Raw genomic sequence first — 23,537 nt, forward strand, 5'->3', positions numbered from 1 at the left:
GAGTGCACATGAATTCCGTGACCAAGATCACGCTCGCCGGCCTCACCACGGCTCTGCTCGTGGTGGGCCTGGCGGCCTGCAACCGCGGCCCCGCCGCCGACGGCGGTGCGGCATCCGGCCAGAAGATCACCCTGTCGCTGTCGACCCTGAACAACCCGTTCTTCGTCGAGGTGCGCGACGGCGCCAAGGCCGAGGCCGACAAGCTCGGCGTGCAACTGGACATCCTCGACGCGCAGAACGACTCCGCGACCCAGGCCAACCAGCTGGCGACTGCCGCCACCAACGGCTCGAAGGCCGTCATCGTCAACGCCGTCGACTCGGATGCCGCCGGCTCTGCCGTCTCGGCACTGAACAAGGCCGACATCCCGGTGGTGGCCGTGGACCGCACCGTCAACGACGCCAAGCTCGCCTCGTTCATCGCCAGCGACAACGTCGCCGGAGGCACGCAGGCTGCGCAGCTGCTGGCCGAGGCCATCAGCAAGAAGGGCAGCATCCTCGTGCTGCAGGGAGTGGCGGGAACCTCCGCCAGTCGTGACCGCGGGCAGGGCTTCACCGAGGGCCTGAAGGCGTTCCCCGACATCACCGTCGCGGCGAGCCAGACGGCCAACTTCGACCGTGCCACGGCGCTGAACGTCACCACGAACCTGCTGCAGGCCCACCCCGACATCGTCGGCATCTTCGCGGAGAACGACGAGATGGCGCTCGGTGCGATCCAGGCGCTCGGCAGCCGTGCCGGAACCGACGTCAAGGTCGTCGCCTTCGACGGCACCGACGACGGGCTGAAGGCCATCAAGGCCGGCACCATGGTGGGCACCATCGCCCAGCAGCCCGGTGAGCTGGGCAAGCTCGCCGTCGACCAGGCCGTCAAGGCGCTCAAGGGCCAGAAGGTGGACGCCACCGTTCCCGTGAAGGTCGTCTCGGTGACCTCGAAGAACGTGGACGAGTTCCTCCAGTGACATCCGATCGACTGGACGACGTCGTGCCGGAGGGAACCCCCTCCGGCACGACGGCCGGAGGCGTCTGCGTCGTCGGATCCATCAACGTCGACGAGATCGTCGTCGTGCAGCGGCATCCGCTGCCGGGGGAGACGCTGCTGGCGACCTCGTCCGCCGTCGCCCCCGGCGGCAAGGGCGCGAACCAGGCCGTCGCTGCGGCACGGCTGGGGGCGAGCGTGCGGATGATCGGCGCGGTGGGCGGTGACGGCCGCGCGGAGACCGCGCTGAGCCTGCTGACCGGCGCTGATGTCGACCTGGCCGACGTCGTGCGTGTCGAGGGGCCCACGGGCATCGCGCGGATCACGGTCGATGACGGCGGGGAGAACACGATCATCGTGATCCCCGGAGCCAATCAGCGCGTCGACGATGCTCTCGTCTCGGAGCACTCCGGCTCGATCGCGCCGGCGGCGGTGGTCGTGCTGCAGGGCGAGATCCCCGTGGCAGCCTCCTCGCGGGCGGCGGAACTGGCGACCGGTCGCGTGCTGCTCAATCTGGCCCCCGTGATCGATGTCCCCGCCGGCCTGCTGCAGGCGGCCGATCCGCTCGTGGTCAATGAGCACGAGGCCCGGCTGCTGCTGTCGCAGCTGACGGGTGAGGCGGGTTCGGATGCCGATGACGCGAGCATCGCGGCCCGGCTGCGCGAGCACGGGGTGCGCTCGGTGGTGCTCACGCGCGGCGAACGCGGCGCCGTGTGCGCCGACGCCGACGGCGTGACGGCCATTCCGTCGCCGCGCGTGGACGCCGTGGACACCTCGGGAGCCGGCGACGCGTTCGTCGGCGCGCTGGCGGCGCGTCTGGCCGACGGCGACGACCTGCGCACGGCTGCCCGGTTCGCGGGGCGCGTCGGCGCCTTCGCGGTGCGATCCGCCGGAACCCAGCCCTCCTACCCGTGGGCGGGCGATGAACTGCCTGTCGTGGCCGAGGACGAGGGGGATGCCGCATGAAGCGCGGCGGGATCATCAACTCGCGCCTGGCGGCGGAGCTGTGTCGGCTCGGGCACACCGACACGGTCATGGTCGCCGACAGCGGGCTGCCGATCCCGGCCGGAGTCGCCGTCGTCGACCTGGCGCTGGTGTTCGGCATCCCGAGGTTCGTCGACGTGCTCGACGCCCTCCGCGAGGAGTGCGTCTTCGACGGCTGCACGGCAGCCATCGAGGCCAGTGATACGGCGGTGGGCGGGATGATCGCGGAGCGCTTCCCCGATGCCGTCTACGTGCCGCACGGCGAGCTCAAGAAGCTCACTGCACAGGCGAAGCTCGTGGTGCGCACCGGCGAGGCGACGGCGTTCTCGAACGTGCTGCTGCGCTGCGGCGTTCCGTTCTGATCGCGGCCGTGCGGCGCACGACCGTGGTTAAGAATCGTCGTTCTATACGGCAGGTTCATACTCGGGGCGATCTTGCGCCCCGAAAACCGCGGGTTCATGCGGCAGAAGAGGCTAGCCTGGTCACGGCGAATCCGCCTCTCACCTCCGCATCGTGAAACGACGGTGCTGAAACACGCTCGCAAGGACGCACATGGAACACGTCGTGACACCCCACGATGACTGGCACATCAACGAAGAGCTCGCAGAGCGGATGATCCCGCTGATCGGCCGCTTGAACCGCAGGCACGACGTGGTCACGTCGCTGCACGGCCACCGGCTGCTGGGGCTCTCCACCACCGGCATCCTGGAGGTGCACGAGCGGGTCGCGCAGCTGGGGCACAAGCAGCTCGCACTGACCGACACCCTGGCCGTGCTCGAGGCGCTGTGCGCGCTCGGTCCCGGCGCCTCGTCGCTGGATGTGGCGCGCCTGGTCGAGGGGCACGCAGCCAGCGGCAAGGATCTCGACGACTACCTGCGCGACGAGCTGGCTCCGGCACTGGGCGCCGAGCTCGCCGAGCCCGTCGACGTGGTGCTGTACGGCTTCGGCCGCATCGGCCGGCTGCTGGCCCGCATCCTCATCGCCCACAAGGGCGGCGGCAGCGGCCTGCGCCTGCGCGGCATCGTCGTGCGCCGCGGCTCGGAGAACGACCTCGTCAAGCGCGCCTCGCTGCTGCTGCGCGACTCCGTGCACGGCCGTTTCGAGGGCACCGTCGACGTCGATGAGGAGCGCAATCAGATCATCGCCAACGGCACGCGCATCCAGCTGATCTACTCGGATGACCCGGGCACCATCGACTACACCGCCTACGGAATCCACGACGCCATCGTCGTCGACAACACCGGCCGCTGGCGCGACGCGCAGGGCCTCAGCCGTCACCTGCAGTCCACCGGCGTCGCCCGTGTGCTGCTGACCGCGCCCGGCAAGGGCGAGCTGAAGAACATCGTGCACGGCATCAACGACTCGATCATCGAGCCGACCGACCGCATCCTGTCCGCAGCATCCTGCACCACCAACGCCATCACCCCGGTGCTGGCGGCCATGCACGAGGCGTACGGCATCGTGCGGGGGCACGTCGAGACCGTGCACTCGTTCACCAACGACCAGAACCTCATCGACAACTTCCACAAGGGCGACCGGCGCGGCCGCTCCGCCGTGCTGAACATGGTCATCACCGAGACCGGTGCGGCCAAGGCCGTGGCCCGTGCACTGCCCGAACTGGCGGGAAAGCTCACCGGCTCCGCCATCCGCGTGCCCACGCCCGACGTGTCGCTGGCGGTGCTGCACCTGACACTGCAGAACCCGGCCACCAAGCCGGAGCTCAACGACTACCTGCGTCGCGCCTCGCTGCACTCCAAGCTGCGTCAGCAGATCGACTACGTGGAGAGCCCCGAGGTCGTCTCCAGCGACTTCGTCGGCTCGCACCGCGCGGGCATCGTCGACGGCCTGGCCACCGTGGCGAATGACCACGACGTGGTGCTGTACGTCTGGTACGACAACGAGTACGGCTACTCCTGCCAGGTGGTGCGCGTGCTCGAGGACATGGCAGGCACCCACCCCGTGGTGCTGCCGGAGCGCCTCGAGGTCACGCTGCACGCGTGAGCGGATGCTGCGGCCGGCGTTCGCAGGATCGCCGGCCGCACGTCAGGCCCGCACGGTCTGCAGCGGCCGGGCGTGGTAGCGCACCCAGTCCTCGCTGATCGCGCCAGCCGTGTGCTGCAGCAGGGGCAGATGGTGCTCGACGAGCGTGGCGAGCGGCGTCTCGACGCTGCTCGCGTTGACGTTGACGGCCGCCACCGTGCGTCCGTCGCCGTCGGTGATGGGCGCGGCGATGGAGCGGATGCCCAGTGCCAGCTCCTCGTCTGTCACAGCCCAGCGGCGTTCGCGCACCTCCCGCAGCACCGCGTCGATCTCGCGGCGGTCGGGGTGCCACCGCGGGCTCACCGGGCAGCGGCTGGGAATCGCGAGCACGTCATCCAGCTCTTCGGGCTCCATCTGCGCCAGCAGCACCTTTCCCAATGACGTCGCGATGGCGGGGAAACGCGTGCCGATCGTCACCGACAGGGTCACGAGCTTGGGAACGGCCACCCGCGACACGTAGACGATGTCCGAGCCGTCCAGCTGCGCGACCGAGCAGGACTCCTTGGTCTTGGCGACCAGATCGACGAGATGCGGACGCACGAGCTGCCAGATGTCCAGCGACCCGATGTACGCCATCCCCAGATCCAGCACACGTGGCGTGAGGGTGAACCTGTCGTCGATCTTCCTCGCATAGCCCAGCACCTCGAGAGTGGTGAGGATGCGCCGGGCCGTCGGACGGGGCAGCGCCGCGCGTTCGGCGACCTGGCTCAGGCTCAGCAGCGGAGTGGCGGCATCGAAACTGCGGATGACGTCGATCCCCCGCGCGATCGACTCGATGAAGTCCGCATTGCTGTCTCGGCGCATCGCCGTGCCCCCTCCTGTGTCACCCGGTCGTGCAGGTGGTCTCCTCGCACCCGGCCGCGTGTACGAACGCTACTCGCCGAACATGCTCAGGCGTCGTCGCCGCGGTACTCGGCGTGCCGGTCCACGGTCATGTAGATCGATTCCGCGAGCGGACGGATCATCTCCTCGCGGAGGTGGCCGAGCAGCCCCGCGCACCGTGCGATGAGAACGGCGCCGCGCAGCAATTCTACGGGCACGCCGATGTCGGCCAGGGCCGCCCCGCACACTCCCGCACCGTTCAGCGGCAGCGTGCGTCCCAGCACCTGCGAGTGCACGCGTCCGATCGCCTCGAACGCCTGCAGATAGGGGCCGTACTCGCCGGCATCCTTGGCGATCTGGATGATGACCGGCGTGCGGGGGTCACCTGCCTTGTGCACGGGGTGGCCCAGCCCCGGCACCAGGGCGTGCGCGGCGCGAGCGCGCGTGACGGCCGCCAGCGCCAGCGCGTCGAAGTCCGCGGCGGTGACCGGTGCGCTCGGGGCCGCATCCAGCGCGTCGCGGAGGAACCGGCCGGTGTCCTCCGTGACGCCCAGGTACCGCGAGCCGCCGCCGAGGAGCCCCGCCGCCAGCGCTCCCTGGATGGAGTCGGGTGCGCTGTAGTAGGTCATCCGCGAGGCGATGGCGATGGGTGTCAGGCCGTGGTCCGCGAGCCCCACCATCACCGCTTCGAACACCCGCACCTGGCCCTCGTCGGGGCGCGTGCCGGTGGCGAGCCACAGGCACAGCTCTCCGAAGCCCACATGACCCAGCATCTCGGTGGCCATGTCGTGGCCCAGCAGGCTCATCGAGGTCGGCGTGGAGGTGCCGATGGAAGTGGGGAACACGAGGTCGGGCGTGGTGGTCATGACAGGTCCAATTCGTCGGAGGGGTCGGGGTCGCGCCGGGCCGCGTCGGCCCGGCCCAGCCAGGCCAGCACCGCGTCGCGGTCGCCGTCCAGGCGCGGCGGGCGCAGGTCGTAGGTCGGCGGAGTGGCCGAGAAGGTGATGGGGTTGCGGATGGTGGGGATGCTGTCGCCGTCCGCGCCGGCGTGCACGACCGGCTCGAGGCCGAGGCGCTCGGCCAGTGCCACTCCGGCGGCGACATCCTGGATGGGGGCGCAGGGGATACCTGCCTCCGTGAGGATGTCGAACCACTCCGCGGCGCTGTGGCGGCTGAGCCGTTCCTCCAGGATCGGCCGCAGCTCCTCTCTGCGGCCGTTGCGATCCGCCGGGGTGGCGTAGCGCGGGTCGGTGGCGAGCTCGGGCAGGTCCAGCGCGCGGCACAGTGTGACGAACTGGCCGTTGTTGCCCGCCACGACGATGAGGTCGCCTTCTGCGGTCGGCATCGGCTCGTAGGGGAACAGGCTCAGGTGCGCGTTGCCCATCCGCTGCGGCACGAATCCGCCCGCCACGTATGCCGAGGTCTGGTTCACGAGCCCCGAGAGCGCCGACGACATGAGGTTGGTCTCCACGTGCTGGCCGCCGCCTCCCGCCTGCCGATGGTGCAGCGCGGCGAGGATGCCGAGCGCGGAGTGCAGGCCGGTCACCACGTCGAACACGGAGATACCGGCACGGTACGGCGGACCGTCGGGAGAGCCGGTCATGCTCATCAGGCCCGACAGGGCCTGCACGAGCAGGTCGTACCCGGGGAGCGCCGCGCCGGCCTTCGTGCCGAAGCCGCTGATCGAGCAGTACACGAGGGCGGGGTTGACGGCACTGAGCGTGTCGTAGTCCAGTCCGAACCGCGCCAGCGCGCCGGGGCGGAAGTTCTCGATGAACACGTCGGCGTGCGACACGATGCGCAGCGCCGTGGCGCGGTCGTCCGGGTTCTTCAGATTCAACGCGATCGAGCTCTTGTTGCGGTTGATCGCCAGGTAGTACGTGGCCTCCTCGCCACGAGCGGGGGGACTCCACGTGCGCGTGTCGTCGCCCGCGGGGCTCTCCACCTTGATGACCGTGGCGCCCAGATCGGCCAGCAGCATCGTGCAGTACGGTCCGGCCAGGATGCGGGAGAAGTCGGCGACGACGACGCCCGCCAGCGGCCCGGTCGAGGCCGGGCGCAGCATCCTCAGCGCGGTGTCGGCCGCCTCATCCGTGGTGGTGGCATCGATCATGGTGCCCGTCGCTGTGTCGATCACGGCATCCTCCTCATCCTCTTCGCGCGGATCCGCGCGCTGTCCAGCTGTAGTCGTCGGGGGTCAACAGATCACCGACGGGTACGGCCTGCCCCGCCACGACTGCAGCTTGGCGGCGTACTCGCGCTGGAACGACAGCGGCCCCGACCGCGCCTCGTAGTCGTCGTTGTACAGGCCGATGTAGATGGTCAGCGACAGGAAGAAGTGCGCGCCGAGCTCGAACAGCGTCACGTAGTCGTGCTCGATCAGCGCCGTGCGCTCGACATCGGTGAAGCGGAGCCAGCTGGTGGTCTCGGCGTCGCTGTCGCCCAGCCTCCTGCCCAGGTGCTGCTCCCACCAGTCCAGGTAGTCGGCGGGCTCGCTCTTGTAGCGAGCCATCAGCTCGGGGTCCCTGTCGGTGGTGTACAGGAACTTGTCGACGTAGTACTTGCTCATCTGTCCGCTCCTTCCGGATACCAGGTGATGTAGGCCTCGCGGGTGTGAAACAGGTCGAGGTCATCGGCGTAGGCGGCCTTGATGGGACCGGCGATGCCGAACATCGTGACCAGGTCCAGGAAACCGTGCGTGGCGTTGCCGAAGGTGCCCAGGTTCTCGCGGGTGACGTTCGCCAGCAGCGAGTCGATGTCGCCGTCCGCCAGCCAGCCGATGGCGCGCTTGTCGAAATCGGGGTCGGGGCCGTGATCCTCGAACTGGCGGGGTCCGCCGAGCTCCAGGGAGAGGTGCCCGCTGCCGATCGCCGCCACCCGCACGTCGGCGGGGAACTCGTCGATGATCTCGCGGATGGCTCTGCCCAGATCCCAGAACCTGCGCGGGGTGGGGAACGGCGGCACGAAGATGTTCGTGTAGATCGGCACGACCGGCAGGTCGGCGTCGGGACGGGTCGTGATGATCGGGCAGATGATCGAATGGTCGAGCTTGAGCTCGTTGCTCACGGCCATGTCGAAGCCGCGGTCGATCAGCCCCTCCAGCATGTACTGGGAGAGCTCCTCGTGGCCTTGCAGCCGGAAGGTGGGCAGGCTGAACTCGCGCTGCTCGTTGTAGTAGGTGGCGTCGTAGACGGGCGCCTTGCCGATGAGGAACTGCGGGTAGTTGTCGAGGAAGAACTGGTGGAAGTGGTCGGCGCCGACCATCACCAGCAGGTCGGGCTTCGCGGCGGTGAGGGTCTCGCGGTACGCCTCGACCTTGCGAACCCATTCCGCCGCCTGCGGGATGCGATTCTCGGGAGGATCCAGGTGGGTGAGCTTCAGATAGAACGGGTGGTGGGTGGTCGCCAGCACGGCGGCGAGTGTGGCCATGGTGATGCTTTCCTTTGTCAGCGGATGAAGGAGGGGACGGATGCCGGAGCAGTTGCGGGATCAGGTGCCTGCGGCGTCCCGTGACAGATCGCCACCGGGGGCGTCGCGACCCACGGTGCGCCCGCGCAGCAGGATGGGCACCGTCGCGCCGGCCGCGCCGGCGGCGGCGGCGGCCGCCGCCCAGGTGGGGCCACTCAGTGCGTCGAGTCCCAGCGATGCGTCCAACGAGTACGCGCCGGGGCCGGTCAGGCACACGACGATCGCGAGCAGCCCGTAGACGAGGGCGACCTCGTAGCCGCCGCGGTGGGCCCACAGTCCGTGGGCCCAGTTGTACGCGACGGCCACCGTCATCGAGCCGACGATGATGGTCGCGCCCGCGGGGGTGAGGAAGCCGGCCAGCAGCAGTGCACCACCAAGGATCTCCGCCGTTCCGGACAGGATCACGAACGGCCGGCCGGGGCGCAGTCCCCACCGCTCGAACAGCTGCGCGGTGGCGCCGATGCCCTGCCCGTGGAACCAGCCGAACAGCTTCTGCGTGGCGTGGCCCCACAGCAGCGCGACGAGGATGATGCGCAGGACGAGGATGCCGAGATCCATGGTGATGCTCCCTTCCGGCGGGGTGGTCAGCCCTCGGCCCGCACGAGGCGGGTGCCGCCGTCCCACTCGGTGTACGTGTACGGGTTCGGGATGAGTTCGGCTGCCGGCAGCTCGGGCGTCATGCCCTGCTGCCATGCGTCCTCGCCCATCGCGGCACGCAGGTGCTCCACTGTTGCAGCCACGGCGTCGGACGCGCGGCGCAGATCGCCGGCCAGCCGCCTGCCCTGGTACTTCACGACGGCGCCGTTGACCACGACCGTGTGCACGTCGCCGCGACCGGCCTGGAACACGACGTGCGTGAACGGGTTCAGGATCGGTGTCATGGTGGGGGAGTCGTCGTTCTTCAGCAGCACGATGTCGGCCTTCTTGCCGACCGTCAGCGAGCCGATGACGTCGTCCAGCTCGAGGGCGTGCGCCCCGCCCATGGTCGCGTAGCGCACAGCATCCTCGGCGCGGATGTCGTTGTTGACGACCGTCTCGTTGCGTGCGTGCGCGTCGGCGTGCCCGCGGGCCCGGTCGGCGTTGACGGTGGCGCGCATGGCTGAGAACATGTCGGCGCTCCACCAGACGCTGGTGTCCATCGACAGCGAGATGGGGATGCCGTGGCGGCGCAGCTCGTGCGTGCTGGGATACCCCTGGCCGGCACTGTCCTCGCTCTCCGCCGATACCGAGGCGTTACCGCCGGATGCGGCGATGCGCTGGTACGAGTCCTGCGACAGCGAGGCCGAGTGCACGTAGGTGACGCGCGGCGTCATGTACCCGCCCTCGGCCATCTGCATGATGCCGTCGTCGGTGGTCGCTCCCCACACGCCGGCGTGGGTGGTGACGGCCAGATCGAGCTCGCGCGCGGATTCGAACGCGCCCTGTTCGGGGAACCCGGGCTGCCCGGTGACGTCGAACGCCAGCTGCAGGCCCATCATGTCGTCCCTGGCTGCGAAGTGCGAGCTGACGAAGCGGCGGAACTCGGGGGCGGCCGACCACTCCCAGGGGGCGCCCAGCAGGTTGCCGTAGCCGAGCACGAAGCGTCCGGGCACATCCTTCAGCGCCTGCAGGGCGGCCTCGCCGTGGTCGACGGTCTGCAGCCCGTGCGACCAGTCGAGCGTCGTGGTCACGCCGCTGTCGATGGCCTCGATGGCGCTGAGCAGGTTGCCGGCGTAGACGTCCTCGGGGCGGAAGAGCTTGCCATGTCCGAGGTAGTAGAACGTGAAGTATTGGCTGATGGTCCAGTCTCCGCCATAGCCGCGCATCGCGGTCTGCCACATGTGCCGGTGCGAGTCCACCATGCCCGGCATGAGGATGCCGCCGCTGGCGTCGATCTCGACGGCGTCGTCGGGCGCGATGACGTGCCGGCCGACGGCGGCGATGCGCTCGCCGATGACGAGCACGTCGCCGTCATGGATGACGCCCGCGTCATCCATGGTCAGCACAGTGGCGTGCCGGAATACGAGGGGCCTGCCGGAAAGGACGTGCTCGGCGGGCGCTGGGTTGGGTTCCACGATGATCCTCACTCTCCATTGAGTTGCGTCCGCACAGGGCATTCGATTCGGAACGTACAAGCGTCCGATCCGCGGACACTTTGATCGTACGAGCGCCGACGGTCGTCGTCAAGACCTTGTTCTCATCGGTGAATGGGGGCGAAAAGTGGGATCGTCGCGTGCCGATGAGGGTTGACAGCGTGTGGGGTGGGGCGGATACTGAGCCCATTCGATTCCAGCGGCCGACTGTCCGAAGAGCGGACATCGCGCGGGAATCCCCCTGTCGAGTGAACAACGGAGTTGACATGGCCGAACACACCCCATCCGAGACCGAGCACACCCCGGTGCTCATCGTCGGCGGCAGCCTTGTGGGGCTGACCACCTCGCTGCTGCTGGCCCGCTACGGCGTCGCGAACACCGTCGTGGAGAAGCATCGCGGAACCGCCATCCATCCGCGGGCGGCGTCGTTCCACCAGCGCACCATGGAGGTCTTCCGGCACGCCGGCGTGCAGGAGATCGTGGAGGAGGCCGCCGCCGGCGAGTTCGTGCAGAACGGCGCGATCGTGGCCGTGGAGAGCCTGTGCGGGGCGGAGCTGCAGTACTTCTACCGCTCGTGGAACGAGGGTGTGGAAGACCTGAGCATCACTCCTCGACTGTTCATCACGCAGGTGGGCTTGGAGCCGCTCCTGCGCGATGCCGCCCAGGAGCAGGGCGCCACTCATCTGTTCGGCACCGAGGTGATCGGTCTTCAGCAGGACGGGTCGGGCGTCACCACACGCATCCGCGACCGCGACAGCGGTGAGGAGCGGGTCATCCGCTCCCAGTACGTCGTCGCCGCGGACGGTGCGCACAGCGCGATCCGCGCGGACCTGGGCATCGACATGCCCGGCCACGGCAGCGCGGACTGCGTGACCATCTACTTCGGCGCCGACATGACGGAGATGATCGGCGACCGCAACCTCAGCGTCATCTACGTGCTGCACCCCGAGCTGCTCGGCTTCTTCCGCTTCTCGTTCGACCGGCAGTCCGGGTTCCTCTCGATCTTCTCCGTCACCGACCCCATCACCGGTGGCAAAGCCGACCTCGGGGCCGATGTCACCGAGGACCAGGCCGTCGCCTGGGTGCGCATGGCCCTCGGCTGCGATGCTGACACGCCCGTTCGCATCGACAGCATCCAGCACTGGGAGGCCTCGGCCGGCTGCGCGTCTGCCTTCTCCCGAGGCCGCGTGTTCCTGGCAGGCGACAGTGCGCACACGATGCCGCCCACCGGCGGCTGGGGAGGGAACACCGGCGTCGCCGACGCCCACAACCTCGCGTGGAAGCTGGCGGCCGTCGTGAACGGCCACGCCGGCCCCGGACTGCTGGACAGCTACGATCAGGAGCGTCGTCCTGCGGCCCTGATGACCGTGGAACAGGCGTACGCCATCTACGCCGGTCGTTATGCCGAGCGCTCCACGCAGGACACCAGAGCCCTCGCCGCACCGCGCCCGGCGGAGGACATCGAGCTGGGGGCGGTGTACAGGTCGACGGCGCTGTCGGGGTCTGCGGCGCTCTACGGCGATGGAGACGAGGCCGATACCCGCGATCCGCGCGCGCCGCGCGTTCCCGTCGGAGCGCGCATTCCGCACGTGCCGGTCACGGTCGGCGGGGTGGCGCTCTCGACGCACGATCTGTTCACGGGAACGCTCTCGCTGCTCGTCGGCGCCGATGGCGACGGCTGGGCGCATGCTGCGCAGCAGCTCGCCGACGAAGGTGTGCCGCTGTCGGCGTACACGATCGGCGAAGCCGCAGAGGTGTCCGCCCCGGACGCAGCGGTGCGCGACGCGCTGGGCTTGGATGCGGCCGGTGCGCTGCTGGTGCGCCCCGACGGTGTGCTGGCGTGGCGCGGCGTGGGCGGCGAGGACGCTGCACGGCGACTGCGCGAGGCGCTGGACGAGGTCCTGGCGGCCCCATCGGCGGCGATGGCCTGACCTCTGCGCTGGGCGCGACCCCTTGACAGGCTCAGAGACCCGGGAGACGGGTCGCTGAGCCTGTCGGCGCGTGGTCGGGGCGTTCTCGGATACCCGGTGTCTGGGGCGGGCCTGTCGAAGCGATGTCGGCGGCCGGCGGCATGATAGAAGGATGACTCCGCGGCCGATGCTGGACCGCCGGCTGCGCTCGCACCGGCTCACCGCGCCCGCGGCGACGGTGACGGACGCCGCGCGGCACATGCTGGCCGTGCAGAGCCAGGACCTGCTGGCCGGGCGGTGGGCGCTCGGCGTCCGGACCAAGGGCTCCCCGGTGATCGCCGACGTCGACGCGGTATTCGCGTGCGGGGAGCTGGTGCGCGCGTGGACCATGCGCGGCACGCTGCACATCGTCCCCGCACGCGACCTCGCCTGGGTGCTGTCCGTCACGGGGGAGCGACAGCGCCGCCAGGCCGCCGGCCGGCACCGCGAGTTGGGGATCGACGGGCGGATGCTGGCGGCGGCATCCGCCGCCCTTCGCCCCTCCCTGCGCGACGGCGGATGCACGCGTGCCGAGGCATTCGCGCTGTGGGAGGCGGCCGCCATCGACCCGCGCGGGCAGCGCGGCTACCACCTGCTGTTCGCGCTCACGATCGCCGGGGAGCTCTGCCAGGGGCCGCTCGAGTCCGGACCTCGAGGCATCGCCCGCGAGCAGCGGTTCATGCTCGTCGAGGATTGGGTGCGCGCCTCCGAGGCGCCGTCCGATCCGCTCGCCGAACTGTTCGTCCGCTACGTCGACGGGCACGGGCCCGTCGGGGTCGCCGACTTCGCCTGGTGGTCCGGACTGACGCTCGGGATGGCGCGAGAGGCGGCTGAGCACGCCCGTCCGCGGGTCGCGGAGATCGAGGATGGTCTGTTCGTCGCGCTCAGCACGCCCCGGCGCTCGCCGAAGGCCGCCGAGGTGTTCGCGCTGCCGGCGTTCGATGAGTACTACATCTCCTATGCAGACCGCGGCACGACCTGCACGCCCGAACGACAGGTCGTCGTCGGCCCGGGGAGGAACGGCATGGTCCGGCCGATGCTCGTGGATCACGGTCGCGTGATCGGCACCTGGTCGCATGCGGAGGCCACGCGGCACCTGCCGCCTGACCTGTTCGCCGGCGAGCCGCCGTCCGAGGCGGCGGCATCCGCTCTCGCCCGCTTCGCCGACTTCATCGGCTGAACGGCGCAGGCGCGGGCACGCGGCAGAATGAGAGCGTGCCGAGCTACTTCCACCGCCTGTCCGAGACCGCCTTCGAACCCACCGAGCATGTGGGCGGTGCGTGGAACGAGGCCGAGCAGCACATCGCGCCCGTGCTGGGGCTGCTCGCGCACGTGGTCGAGGCCGATCATGCGGTCCGGCGCCCGGATGCGCGGCTGGCGCTGTCGCGCGCGAGCTTCGACATCCTCGGCGTGATCCCGATGGACGCCTTCGAGATCCAGACCCCGCGCGTGGTCCGGTCCGGACGCACGATCGAGCTGGTCGAGGCGACGCTGACCCACAGCGGGCGGGCAGCCGTCACGCTGCGAGCCTGGATGCTGCAGCAGGGCGACACTGCGGCGATCGCCGGCATCCCGCTGCCGTCGTTGCCCGATCGCGAGTCGCTGCCGGCGTGGTCTCCTGCCGACGTGTGGCCCGGTGGCGCCATCCGCTCCATCGACGCGCGCCGCGAGGTGATCGCCGCCGGCCGATCGCGATGCTGGATCCGCCCCCGCTACCCGCTGCTGGAGGACGAGGAGATCTCGCAGCGCGCGCGGATGCTGGGCATGGCCGACTTCGCCAACGGCATCGCCACCCGCGTGTCGCCCGAGAAGGCGCTCTACCCGAACGTCGACCTCACGGCCAGCATCTTCCGCGAGCCCGCGGGCGAATGGTTCGGCCTGGACACCTCGGTCTCCTTCGGCCCCGACGGCGTGGGCCTGACCGAATCCGTGCTCAGCGACGCCGCGGGCGCCGTCGGAACGTCGTCCCAGACGCTCACCGTCCGCCCGCGCTGAGCCTGCCACCCGGCCGTCCGGCCTCCGGGCCGGATGCCGGACTACTCGCCGGCGTGCCGGTCGAGGAAGGAGTACACCTCGCTCTCCTCGACGCCGGGGAAGGCGCCGCGGGGGAGCGGTGAGAACATGTGCGTGTGCACGCGGGCGCTCGGCCAGGCGCGGCCGTCCCAGCGCTTCGACACTTCCGCCGAGGCACGCCGACAGCAGCTCTCGTCGGGGCAGGTCGACTGCGCGCGGTGCGCGGTCTCGCGCCCGCGCCACCAGCGGGCATCGTCGAACGGCACGCCGACGGTGATCGAGAAGCCGCTGGCGCTGGTCGAGCCGGTCTGCGTGGCGCACCAGAACGTGCCGGACGGCGTGTCGGTGTACTGGTAGTGCTCGGTGGTGCGATTGCGCTGGTCGAAGGCCGCGCGCGCTGAGAACTTGCGGCATGCGGGCTGGCCTTCCACGGCGCCGGTGACGTCCATCGGCAGCGGGAGGTCGTCGTTCTCGTACACCCGGGTGATGGCGCCGCTCTCGTCGACGCGCAGGAAGTGCAGCCGCATGTCCAGGTGATGGGTCATGAGGTTCGTCATGCGCAGCCCCGCGGCCTCGTGCGTCACGCCGAACGCGTCGCGGAAGTCCTCCACGGCCAGGTTGCGGTCCTTCTTGGCCTGTTGCAGGAATGCGACGCCGGCGGTCTCCGGGATCAGGCAGCACGCCGCGAAGTAGTTGATCTCCAGGCGCTGCTGCAGGAAGTCGGCATAGTCGGTCGGCCGGGTGTGCCCCAGCAGGCGGTGCGCCATGGCCTGCAGCGCCATCGAGCGCAGGCCGTGTCCACCCGGGATGGAAGCCGGCGGCAGGTAGATGCGGCCGTTGTCCAGGTCGGTGATCGAGCGCGTCGACGACGGCAGGTCGTCGACGTAGATCAGCTCGAAGCCGAGCTTGGACGCCATGATGCTCACGGTGCGGTGCGTGAGCGCACCCGAGGTGTGTCCGGCGGCCTTGAGCTGCTTCTCGGCCAGCGCCTCGATCTCCGGCAGGTAGTTGGACTTCTCCCGCATCCTCAGGCGCAGCTCGGTGTTGGCGCGACGCGCCTCCTCGGGCGTCGCGATGGCTTCGCGCTCGCGGCGGTGCAGCTCGCGATGCAGGCCCAGGATCGCCTCGAGGGTGTCGTCGCTCATGCTCTTGGACGCGCGGATCGATGCGATGCCCAGCTGGCGGAACACCGGGCTGGCCTGAGCGCGATCCAGTTCGATCTCCAGCGCTGCGCGGTGGTTCGGCGGCTCACCGGAGATGAGATCGGCGACATCCGTGCTGCACGCCTGGGCGATGGCCTGCAGCAGCGACAGCTTCGGCTCGCGCTTGCCGTTCTCGATCAGGCTCAGTTGAGAACCCGCGATGCCCACCAGCGCGCCGAGCTCGTCGAGGGTGTAGCCCTTCTTGGTGCGGTGATGCCGGATGCGATGTCCGAGCGTGCTGAGCTCGAGTCCTGTGGTCGCCATTCCTTGAGCATACCCGAAAGAAGAACAGTTCTTTCCGCGCGGATCGACCGAAAGCATGCGCAAACCACCGTGAAGATGGATGTATTGCATCCCTCTTCATTAGGAGAAGACATGGCTATGGCCGATACGTACGCACCCCGCACCGCCCCCGTCGCTCCCGTTCGCAGCTTCGGAGACGTGCCCGCGTACGACACCCCGGCCATGAAGGAGCTGCGCGACTGGGTCGACGGCATCGCCGCGCTCACCCAGCCCGCCGACATCCACTGGATCGACGGATCCCGCGCCGAGAACGACGCGATCATGCACCGCCTGGTCGACGAGGGCAAGATCATCAAGCTCAACCCCGAGTGGCGTCCGGGTTCCTACCTCGCTCGCTCGCACCCCAGTGACGTCGCCCGCACCGAGGCGCGCACCTTCATCGCCTCCGAGAAGGAGGAGGATGCCGGCCCCACCAACAACTGGGCCGACCCGGTGCAGATGCACGCCACCATGGACAAGGTCTTCGCCGGCTCCATGCGCGGTCGCACCATGTACGTCATCCCCTTCTCGATGGGCCCCGTGGGAGGTGCTCTCTCGCACATCGGAGTGCAGGTCACCGACAGCGCCTACGCTGTGGCATCCGTCAGCATCATGACCCGCGTCGGCGATGCGGTCACCCGGCAGATCGCCGAGGGCGCGCCGTGGGTCAAGACCGTGCACTCGGTCGGCGCCCCGCTCGAGCCGGGCCAGGACGACGTCGAGTGGCCGTGCAACGACGAGAAGTACATCGTGCACTTCCCCGAGACTCTCGAGGTCTACTCCTACGGCTCGGGATACGGCGGGAACGCCATTCTGGCCAAGAAGTGCTTCGCGCTGCGCATCGCCTCGGTCATCGCCCGCGACGAGGGCTGGCTGGCCGAGCACATGCTGCTCATCCGCGTGATCTCGCCCGAGGGCAAGCAGTACCACGTGGCGGCCGCGTTCCCGTCGGCCTGCGGCAAGACCAACCTTGCCATGCTGCGCCCGACGATCCCCGGCTGGAAGGTCGAGACGCTCGGCGACGACATCGTCTGGATCCGCCCGGGTGACGACGGCCGCATGTACGCCATGAACCCCGAGGCGGGCTTCTTCGGCGTGGCGCCGGGCACCGGCGAGTCCACCAACGTCACCGCGGTGGAGACCCTGTGGGGCAACACGATCTTCACGAACGTGGCGCTCCGCCCCGACGGGGACGTGTGGTGGGAGGGGCTGACGGACACCCCGCCGGCCAACCTCATCGACTGGCAGGGCAACCCGTGGACGCCGGACTCCGGTCGTCCGGCCGCGCACCCGAACTCGCGTTTCACGGTGTCGGCTGCGCAGTGCCCGCAGATCTCCGAGGACTGGGAGAAGCCCGAGGGCGTCCCGCTGGATGTCATCCTGTTCGGCGGCCGCCGCGCCACCAATGTCCCGCTGGTCGTCGAGGCCACGGACTGGACGCACGGCGTCTTCCTCGGCGCGACCATCTCGTCCGAGCGCACCGCCGCCGCCGAAGGGACCGTCGGCGAGCTGCGTCGTGATCCGTTCGCCATGCTGCCGTTCTGCGGCTACAACATGGGCGACTACTTCGGCCACTGGCTGAACGTCGGTCGTGCGCTGCGCTTCGACCGCGCTCCGCGCATCTTCCAGGTCAACTGGTTCCGCCGTGGCGCGGACGGACGCTTCCTGTGGCCCGGGTTCGGCGACAACTCCCGCGTGATCGACTGGATCATCCGTCGCATCGACGGCAAGGTCGGCGCGATCGACAGCCCGATCGGCCGCCTGCCGCGTCGCGAGGACCTCAACCTCGAGGGCCTGACGATCACGGATGCCGACCTCGACGAGCTGTTCGAGGTGAATGTGGACGCCTGGAAGGCCGAGGCCGACTCGACCGAGGAGTACTTCTCGATCTTCGGCAGCAAGCTCCCCGCCGCCATGCGCAGTGAGCTGGAGGCTCTGCGCTACCGGCTCTCCGCGCACTGAGCGCGCTCTCCGACCCGCGACGGCGGGATGCCGGCGACGACCCACGGCTGAGTGGTCTCCGGCATCCCGCCATCGCGTCATGTGCGGGCATTGGAGGAATTTTCCACAGGGTTTATTGTGGATAAATACCACGACTGTGGATGACCACCGAGAACGGAGCGACATGAGCATCGCAGCACGCACAGCCACCACCACCTGGGACGGCGCCCTGGCCACCGGCACCGGCACTTTCGGGGCGACCAGCAGCGGTGCGCTCGACGGTCAGACGGTCACCTGGGGATCGCGCACCGAGGCGCCCGCCGGCAAGTCCAGCCCCGAGGAGCTGCTGGCCGCCGCGCACTCGTCCTGCTTCTCGATGGCACTCGCACTGACCCTCGGAGAGCACAAGACCCCGCCGACCAAGCTGGTCGTCACCAGCGAGGTGACGCTGGACGCCGTCGACGGCGTGCCCACCATCACCACCTCCGCCATCACCGTGCGGGCCACGGTGCCCGGAGTGGATGCCGCGACCTTCGACTCGATCGCCGATGAGGCTGCGAAGCTGTGCCCGGTCTCGCGCCTGTTCGCGAGCGCGACCATCACGGTCGACGCTCAGCTGGAGGCCTGATGGCCGAGGGCACGGCGCTGGCCGATGCGCTGACCGCCGAGCACCGCGCGATCGACGTCGGCATCGAGGACTTCCTCGGCGACGCCACGAACCCTGCGCCGCTGCAGGACGCGATGCTCGCGCTGCGCCGGCACATCTACCTGGAGGAGGAGTTCCTCTTCCCGCCGCTGAAGGCCACCATGATGATGCCGATCTTCGTCATGCTGCGCGAGCATGGCGAGCTGTGGCGTGCCATGGATGACGTGGATGCTGCTGTCGCCGCAGGCGACGATGCGGACGCGAAGTGCCGTGACCTGCTGGTGCTCCTGGACGAGCACAACAAGAAGGAGGAGCCCATCGTCTATCCGCATTCCGATTCGGATCTGGATGACGATGTGCGGGCCGAGCTGGCCGACTTCCTCCGCAATGGCACCTACCCGGACGGCTGGGTCTGCGAACAGGCCTGACTCCGGTCACCGAACCGTCGAGACCCCCTCGCCGTTGACGCGGCGGCGAGGGGGTCTCGGCTATGCGGCCACGCTCAGACCAGCAGCTGGTGCCTCGCCAGGTCGCGGTACAGGGGCGTGGTCTCGACCAGCTCGGAGTGCGTCCCCTGGCCCACCACCCGGCCATCCTTCAGCACGACGATCATGTCGCTGTCGACGACGGTCGAGAGCCGGTGCGCGATGACGAGCAGCGTGCGGTCCTCGGCAGCCGCCTCGATGGCCTCGCGCATGCGCTGCTCGTTCACGCCGTCCAGTGACGACGTCGACTCGTCCAGCAGCAGGACGGGAGCCTCGGTGAGCAGGGCGCGGGCGATGGCCAGCCGCTGGCGCTCGCCGCCGGAGAGCATGACGCCGTCCTCTCCGACCGGGGCCTCGAGCCCCAGGGGACTGCGCTCGAGCACGTCGCCGAGGTTCACCGAGCGCAGCACGCGCTCGCAGTCGGCATCGGTGGCATCCGGAGCCGCCAGCCGCAGGTTCTCGGCGAGCGTGCCGGCCAGCGTCGGGGCGTCCTGCTCGACATAGCCGAACTGGGCGCGCAGCCGCTGCCGCGGATACGCGCGCACGTCGTGCCCGGCCAGTCGGATCGACCCTGCGGTGGGGTCGTAGAACCGCTCGATGAGAGACAGGATCGTGCTCTTGCCCGCACCCGACGGGCCGACCAGCGCCACGCGCGACCCGCGCGGCACGGCGAACGAGACGCCTTTGAGAACATCCCGGTCCGCCTCCGCGGGCGTCGGGTCGCCGGGAGCATCGGATTCTGCGTGCTCCAGGCGCGCGTCCACCAGCAGCGTCTGCGCCTCGAGGGCTGCGGCCTCACGGGCGGCGATCACGGCATCCGGGTACCGGAATCGCACCTCCCGGAACTCGATGGCGGGGGAGTCGACGACGGGGGCCGCGGTGAGGTCGGCATCCGCCTCGTCGTGCTGCGTCTCGGTGGGCAGGTCGAGGATCTCCTGGATGCGGCCCAGTGCGCCCAGCGCCTGGTTGACCGACGTGATGGCGCCGAAAGCCTGGCCGAGCGGCATGACCAGCATGAACAGGAACAGGATGAACGTCACCAGCGAGGCGATGCTGAGGGCCCCGGATGCCACGCGGAAGCCGCCCACGCCCAGGACGACCAGCAGCGAGACCTGCAGGGCGACGCCCGCCACCGGTACCACCATCGACGAGATCTTCGCGATGCGCACGCCCAGCCCGTAGGCCTCTCCGGCCAGGCCGTCGACGGCATCCGTCTCGCGCTCGGTCGCGCCCGATGCGCGCACGGTGCGGATGCTGGAGATGCCCCGCTCGATGCCGCTGGCCAGCTCTCCCACCTTCTGCTGCTGTGCGGCGGATGCCGTGCGGATGCGCCCCGAGAGCAGCACGACCGCGACGACAGATCCGCCGATCACCAGCACGATCAGCAGCAGGAGCAGCGGATCGATGATCAGCATGGCGATCAGGGCGCCGACGAACAGGATGGCGCCGCCGACAGCATCCGCAAGGCCCTGCGTGAGCACGGCGTACAGCAGGGTGGTGTCGGTGCCGACCCGCGAGACGAGATCGCCGGTGCGGCGCGCGTCGAACTCACTGATGGGCAGGTGCAGGATACGGGCGATGAGCTGCCGGCGACTGGAGTAGACGACTGCCGTACCGGTGCGCTGCAGCAGGTAGTGCTGGTAGCCGGAGATGACGGAGGCCACGATCACCAGGGCGACGAGCAGCCAGACCAGTGCCCCCAGAGCCTGGCCCTTCTGCACCTGCGAGATCACCTGCCCCACCAGCAGCGGCTGCGCGAGCGAGGCCGCAGCCCCCACGACGCTGAGCACCGCGACGAGCGCGAGCACCTTCTTGTGCTCGAACAGGAAGGGGAGGAGCTGGCGGAACGTGGCGCGCGGACCGTCCTGCTGCGCGCCGCGCCCGCGTCGGCGTGCTGTCGCCGTACGGGGCATGGGGAACCTTCTTCGGATTCGGGGGCTGATCCATTCTCACCGGGTCTCCTATGCATCTCCCCATCCAGCGGTTCTCCCCACCCGGCGGAGGAATCCACTACCGTGAAACGAGTGTCCGCACCTGTCATCGCCGCCAGAGATCTCGTCAAGGCCTACCGCGTCAAGGGCAAGCCCGATTTCCTCGCCGTCGACGCACTGAGCTTCGAGGTCGAGCCCGGGGAGTCCTTCGGGCTGCTGGGCCCCAACGGCGCCGGCAAGTCCACCACCATGAAGATGATCGGGGCGGTGTCCGCGCGCACCGGCGGCGAGCTCAGCATCCTGGGCCTGGATCCGGACCAGTACGGGCCCGAGATCCGCTCCCGGCTGGGCGTCGTGCCGCAGCAGGACAACCTCGACGGCGAGCTGAACGTGCGCGAGAACCTGTACATCTACGGCCGCTACTTCGGGCTGCCGGCGAAGACGTGCCGGGAGAAGGCCGCGGAGCTGCTGGCGTTCGCGCAGCTGGAGGACAAGGCGTCCTCCAAGGTCGAGCAGCTCTCCGGCGGCATGAAACGACGTCTCACCATCGCCCGCGGACTCATCAACGACCCGCGCATCCTGCTGCTGGACGAGCCCACCACGGGGCTGGACCCGCAGGCGCGGCACGTGCTGTGGGATCGGCTCTTCCGACTCAAGGAGCAGGGCACGACACTGGTGGTCACCACGCACTACATGGACGAGGCCGAGCAGCTCTGCGACCGGCTCATCGTCGTCGACAAGGGGCGCATCATGGCCGAGGGCACGCCCGCGTCGCTGATCCGCGAGCACTCCAGTCGGGAAGTGCTCGAGGTGCGCTTCGGTTCCTCGCACAACGCCGAGGCGGCAGAACGGATGCAGGGCATCGGGGACCGCGTGGAGGAGCTTCCCGATCGCGTGCTCGTGTACGCGCAGGACGGCGAGGCCGCACTGGATGCCGTGGTCGCCCGTGACCTGAGCCCGCGCACCTCGCTGGTGCGCCGCTCCAGCCTCGAGGATGTGTTCCTGCGGCTGACCGGAAGGTCGCTGATCGAATGAGCGACGGAGTTCGCCAGGCGGGGGATGCGCCCGTCGCCGCGACCGACCTCGACGAACTGCGCGCCGAGGCGCTGGCCGCCGGCCGTCGTTCGCGGCGCCTGGGCGCCTGGTACGTGGCCGAGCACATCGTGCGGGCCATGCGCGCCTACGGCTGGACCATCATCGTCGGCGCCGTCGGCCAGCCCGTGCTGTATCTGGTGGGTCTGGCGCTGGGCCTCGCGGCCCTCATCCAGGCGCCCATCCAGGACGGCTCGCAGCAGGTCGGCTACGTGACCTTCGTGGCGCCCGCGCTGCTGATGACCGCCGCGATCACGGTGGCGTCCGAGGAGTTCAGCTATCCGATCATGGCCGGGTTCAAGTGGCGGCGGTTCTTCTACGGGTTCAGCGCGTCGCCGCTGTCCTCCGGGCAGATCGTCACCGGAGAGGTCATCGGCGTCACCGCCCGCGTCGTGCTGACGGCCGCGCTGTACTACCTGTTCCTGCTTCTGTTCCCCGCCGTCGGCAACCCTGCGGTGTCGTGGACGATGATCCTGGTCGGCATCCTCGCGGCTCTCGCGTTCGGCACGCCGCTGCTGGCGTACGCCGCGTCGCTGGAGGAGGACACCGGGCAGTTCGCGCTGGTGCAGCGGTTCGTGTTCATGCCGATGTTCCTGTTCTCGGGCACGTTCTACCCGCTCGAGACGCTGCCGGTGTGGCTGCAGTGGATCGGCTGGATCTCGCCGCTGTGGCACGCCACGGAGCTGGGACGCGACCTGTCGTACCCGCGCGAGACCAGCGCTGTCATGATCGCCGTGCACGTGGTCGTGCTGGTCGCGTTCGCCGTCGGCGGGTACATCGCCGCGCGGCACTTCTTCGCGAGGAGGCTGGCGAAGTGACGACTTCGACGGATGCTCCGCGCGTGCGCGCCGGTGGTGTGCGGGCGTTGTGGGCCGGCAACCCGTGGGCCGTGGTGCTGCGCGGGCTGATCGCCGCCCGGTCGTCGAGCTTCGTGGTGATCCTGTCCGGGTTCTTCGAGCCGGTGCTGTACCTGGCATCCATGGGCATCGGGCTCGGAGCGCTGATCGGGCAGGTGCAGACCGAGGCCGGCGCGTCGGTGTCGTACGCCGCGTTCATCGCGCCGGCGCTGCTGGCGGTGTCGGCCATGAACGGCGCCATCTACGACTCCACCTGGAACGTGTTCTTCAAGCTCAACTACGGCAAGCTCTACGAGGGCATGCTGGCCACCTCGCTCGGCCCGCTCGACGTGGCGCTGGGTGAGATCCTCTACGCGCTGCTGCGCGGACTCGTGTACGCGACGGGCTTCATGATCATCATGCAGATCTGGGGTCTGAACCTGTCGTGGACGGCCGCCCTCGCGCTGCCGGCCGTGGCGCTGATCGCGTTCGGATTCGCCAGCTTCGGCATGGCGGTCACCAGCTACATGAAGGCGTTCCAGCACATGGACTGGATCCAGTTCGTGCTCATGCCGATGTTCCTGTTCTCGGCGACGTTCTACCCGATCACGGTCTACCCGGAGTGGGTGCAGTCCATCGTCAGGGCGTTCCCGCTGTGGCACGGAGTGGAGCTGATCCGTGGACTCACGACGGGTGCGCTGAGCACGGGGATGCTGTGGCACGTGCTCTACTACGTGGTCATGATCGCGGTCGGCCTGCTGTTCACCACACGCCGACTGCGCGCGCTGTTCCTGGGCTGAG

The 23,537-nt window shown here is 69.4% G+C and carries 22 protein-coding genes; 13 read left to right on the forward strand and 9 right to left on the reverse strand.

Translation table 11 applies throughout. From position 1 onward, the window contains the following. The first annotated feature begins 8 nt into the window (after positions 1-8). From WA967_RS10945 to WA967_RS10960, 4 genes are all read left to right on the forward strand, one after another. Positions 9-956: a D-ribose ABC transporter substrate-binding protein gene (locus tag WA967_RS10945; protein ID WP_424422330.1), complete on the forward strand. Its 948-nt coding sequence runs from the start codon at positions 9-11 to the stop codon at positions 954-956. Continuing rightward, positions 953-1,939 (forward strand): ribokinase, encoded by a 987-nt coding sequence (locus WA967_RS10950; RefSeq protein WP_424422332.1) that lies wholly within the window; start codon positions 953-955, stop codon positions 1,937-1,939. Before WA967_RS10945 ends, WA967_RS10950 begins: the two co-directional genes overlap by 4 nt. After that, positions 1,936-2,319, forward strand: a complete 384-nt coding sequence (rbsD, locus tag WA967_RS10955; protein WP_424422334.1) for a D-ribose pyranase — start codon at positions 1,936-1,938, stop codon at positions 2,317-2,319. Before WA967_RS10950 ends, rbsD begins: the two co-directional genes overlap by 4 nt. A 190-nt stretch (positions 2,320-2,509) precedes the next feature. Beyond that, positions 2,510-3,958, forward strand: coding sequence for a glyceraldehyde-3-phosphate dehydrogenase (locus tag WA967_RS10960; protein WP_424422337.1), 1,449 nt, complete (start codon positions 2,510-2,512; stop codon positions 3,956-3,958). Between the two features lie 42 nt (positions 3,959-4,000). Here WA967_RS10960 and WA967_RS10965 read toward each other — a convergent pair whose 3' ends face one another. From WA967_RS10965 to WA967_RS10995, 7 genes are all read right to left on the reverse strand, one after another. Continuing rightward, a complete protein-coding gene (locus WA967_RS10965; RefSeq protein WP_424422339.1) occupies positions 4,001-4,801 on the reverse strand; it encodes an IclR family transcriptional regulator domain-containing protein in 801 nt (266 codons plus the stop codon). An 86-nt stretch (positions 4,802-4,887) separates the two neighbouring features. Beyond that, the gene (locus tag WA967_RS10970) at positions 4,888-5,685 is read right to left on the reverse strand and encodes a citryl-CoA lyase (RefSeq protein WP_424422341.1); all 798 of its coding nucleotides are present in this window, start codon (positions 5,683-5,685) and stop codon (positions 4,888-4,890) included. Then, positions 5,682-6,956 carry a CaiB/BaiF CoA transferase family protein gene (locus tag WA967_RS10975; RefSeq protein WP_424422343.1) on the reverse strand — a complete coding sequence of 425 codons (1,275 nt, stop codon included), beginning with the start codon at positions 6,954-6,956 and terminating at the stop codon, positions 5,682-5,684. The genes WA967_RS10970 and WA967_RS10975 overlap by 4 nt, the downstream gene beginning before the upstream one ends. A 60-nt stretch (positions 6,957-7,016) precedes the next feature. Continuing rightward, positions 7,017-7,388 (reverse strand): hypothetical protein, encoded by a 372-nt coding sequence (locus tag WA967_RS10980; RefSeq protein WP_424422345.1) that lies wholly within the window; start codon positions 7,386-7,388, stop codon positions 7,017-7,019. Further along, positions 7,385-8,248: a hypothetical protein gene (locus tag WA967_RS10985; protein ID WP_424422347.1), complete on the reverse strand. Its 864-nt coding sequence runs from the start codon at positions 8,246-8,248 to the stop codon at positions 7,385-7,387. Before WA967_RS10985 ends, WA967_RS10980 begins: the two co-directional genes overlap by 4 nt. Before the next feature lie 60 nt (positions 8,249-8,308). Next, positions 8,309-8,845: a DoxX family protein gene (locus WA967_RS10990; protein WP_424422350.1), complete on the reverse strand. Its 537-nt coding sequence runs from the start codon at positions 8,843-8,845 to the stop codon at positions 8,309-8,311. Between the two features lie 26 nt (positions 8,846-8,871). Then, positions 8,872-10,341 carry an amidohydrolase family protein gene (locus WA967_RS10995; RefSeq protein WP_424422352.1) on the reverse strand — a complete coding sequence of 490 codons (1,470 nt, stop codon included), beginning with the start codon at positions 10,339-10,341 and terminating at the stop codon, positions 8,872-8,874. A gap of 284 nt (positions 10,342-10,625) precedes the next feature. Between WA967_RS10995 and WA967_RS11000 the strand changes: the two genes are divergently transcribed. The 3 genes from WA967_RS11000 to WA967_RS11010 all read left to right on the forward strand — a co-directional run bounded on the left by WA967_RS11000 (position 10,626) and on the right by WA967_RS11010 (position 14,303). Beyond that, positions 10,626-12,290 (forward strand): FAD-dependent monooxygenase, encoded by a 1,665-nt coding sequence (locus WA967_RS11000; protein ID WP_424422355.1) that lies wholly within the window; start codon positions 10,626-10,628, stop codon positions 12,288-12,290. Between the two features lie 151 nt (positions 12,291-12,441). Further along, positions 12,442-13,488: a winged helix DNA-binding domain-containing protein gene (locus WA967_RS11005; RefSeq protein WP_424422358.1), complete on the forward strand. Its 1,047-nt coding sequence runs from the start codon at positions 12,442-12,444 to the stop codon at positions 13,486-13,488. Between the two features lie 35 nt (positions 13,489-13,523). After that, complete coding sequence (locus WA967_RS11010; RefSeq protein ID WP_424422360.1) at positions 13,524-14,303, forward strand: thioesterase family protein; 780 nt, start codon at positions 13,524-13,526, stop codon at positions 14,301-14,303. Positions 14,304-14,344: 41 nt separating this feature from the next. Here WA967_RS11010 and WA967_RS11015 read toward each other — a convergent pair whose 3' ends face one another. Further along, entirely contained in the window at positions 14,345-15,787 is a 1,443-nt protein-coding gene (locus tag WA967_RS11015) for a helix-turn-helix domain-containing protein (protein ID WP_424422363.1), read from the reverse strand. Positions 15,788-15,898: 111 nt separating this feature from the next. On the opposite strand from WA967_RS11015, the gene WA967_RS11020 reads away from it, so the two are divergent. From WA967_RS11020 to WA967_RS11030, 3 genes are all read left to right on the forward strand, one after another. Then, entirely contained in the window at positions 15,899-17,767 is a 1,869-nt protein-coding gene (locus WA967_RS11020) for a phosphoenolpyruvate carboxykinase (GTP) (RefSeq protein ID WP_424422366.1), read from the forward strand. A 163-nt stretch (positions 17,768-17,930) separates the two neighbouring features. Then, complete coding sequence (locus WA967_RS11025; RefSeq protein ID WP_424422369.1) at positions 17,931-18,374, forward strand: OsmC family peroxiredoxin; 444 nt, start codon at positions 17,931-17,933, stop codon at positions 18,372-18,374. Further along, positions 18,374-18,820, forward strand: a complete 447-nt coding sequence (locus tag WA967_RS11030) for a hemerythrin domain-containing protein (protein WP_424422372.1) — start codon at positions 18,374-18,376, stop codon at positions 18,818-18,820. Before WA967_RS11025 ends, WA967_RS11030 begins: the two co-directional genes overlap by 1 nt. A gap of 74 nt (positions 18,821-18,894) precedes the next feature. Here WA967_RS11030 and WA967_RS11035 read toward each other — a convergent pair whose 3' ends face one another. Further along, a complete protein-coding gene (locus tag WA967_RS11035; protein WP_424422375.1) occupies positions 18,895-20,790 on the reverse strand; it encodes an ABC transporter ATP-binding protein in 1,896 nt (631 codons plus the stop codon). A gap of 111 nt (positions 20,791-20,901) precedes the next feature. On the opposite strand from WA967_RS11035, the gene WA967_RS11040 reads away from it, so the two are divergent. The 3 genes from WA967_RS11040 to WA967_RS11050 are packed head-to-tail and all read left to right on the forward strand — an operon-like array spanning position 20,902 to position 23,536. Then, complete coding sequence (locus tag WA967_RS11040) at positions 20,902-21,843, forward strand: ABC transporter ATP-binding protein (protein WP_424422377.1); 942 nt, start codon at positions 20,902-20,904, stop codon at positions 21,841-21,843. After that, the gene (locus WA967_RS11045) at positions 21,840-22,718 is read left to right on the forward strand and encodes an ABC transporter permease (RefSeq protein ID WP_424422380.1); all 879 of its coding nucleotides are present in this window, start codon (positions 21,840-21,842) and stop codon (positions 22,716-22,718) included. The genes WA967_RS11040 and WA967_RS11045 overlap by 4 nt, the downstream gene beginning before the upstream one ends. Then, positions 22,715-23,536: an ABC transporter permease gene (locus WA967_RS11050; protein WP_424422383.1), complete on the forward strand. Its 822-nt coding sequence runs from the start codon at positions 22,715-22,717 to the stop codon at positions 23,534-23,536. The genes WA967_RS11045 and WA967_RS11050 overlap by 4 nt, the downstream gene beginning before the upstream one ends. Position 23,537: the final 1 nt, after the last annotated feature.

The sequence above is a fragment of the Microbacterium sp. genome (assembly GCF_049650565.1).
In the GTDB taxonomy this organism is placed as follows: domain Bacteria; phylum Actinomycetota; class Actinomycetes; order Actinomycetales; family Microbacteriaceae; genus Microbacterium.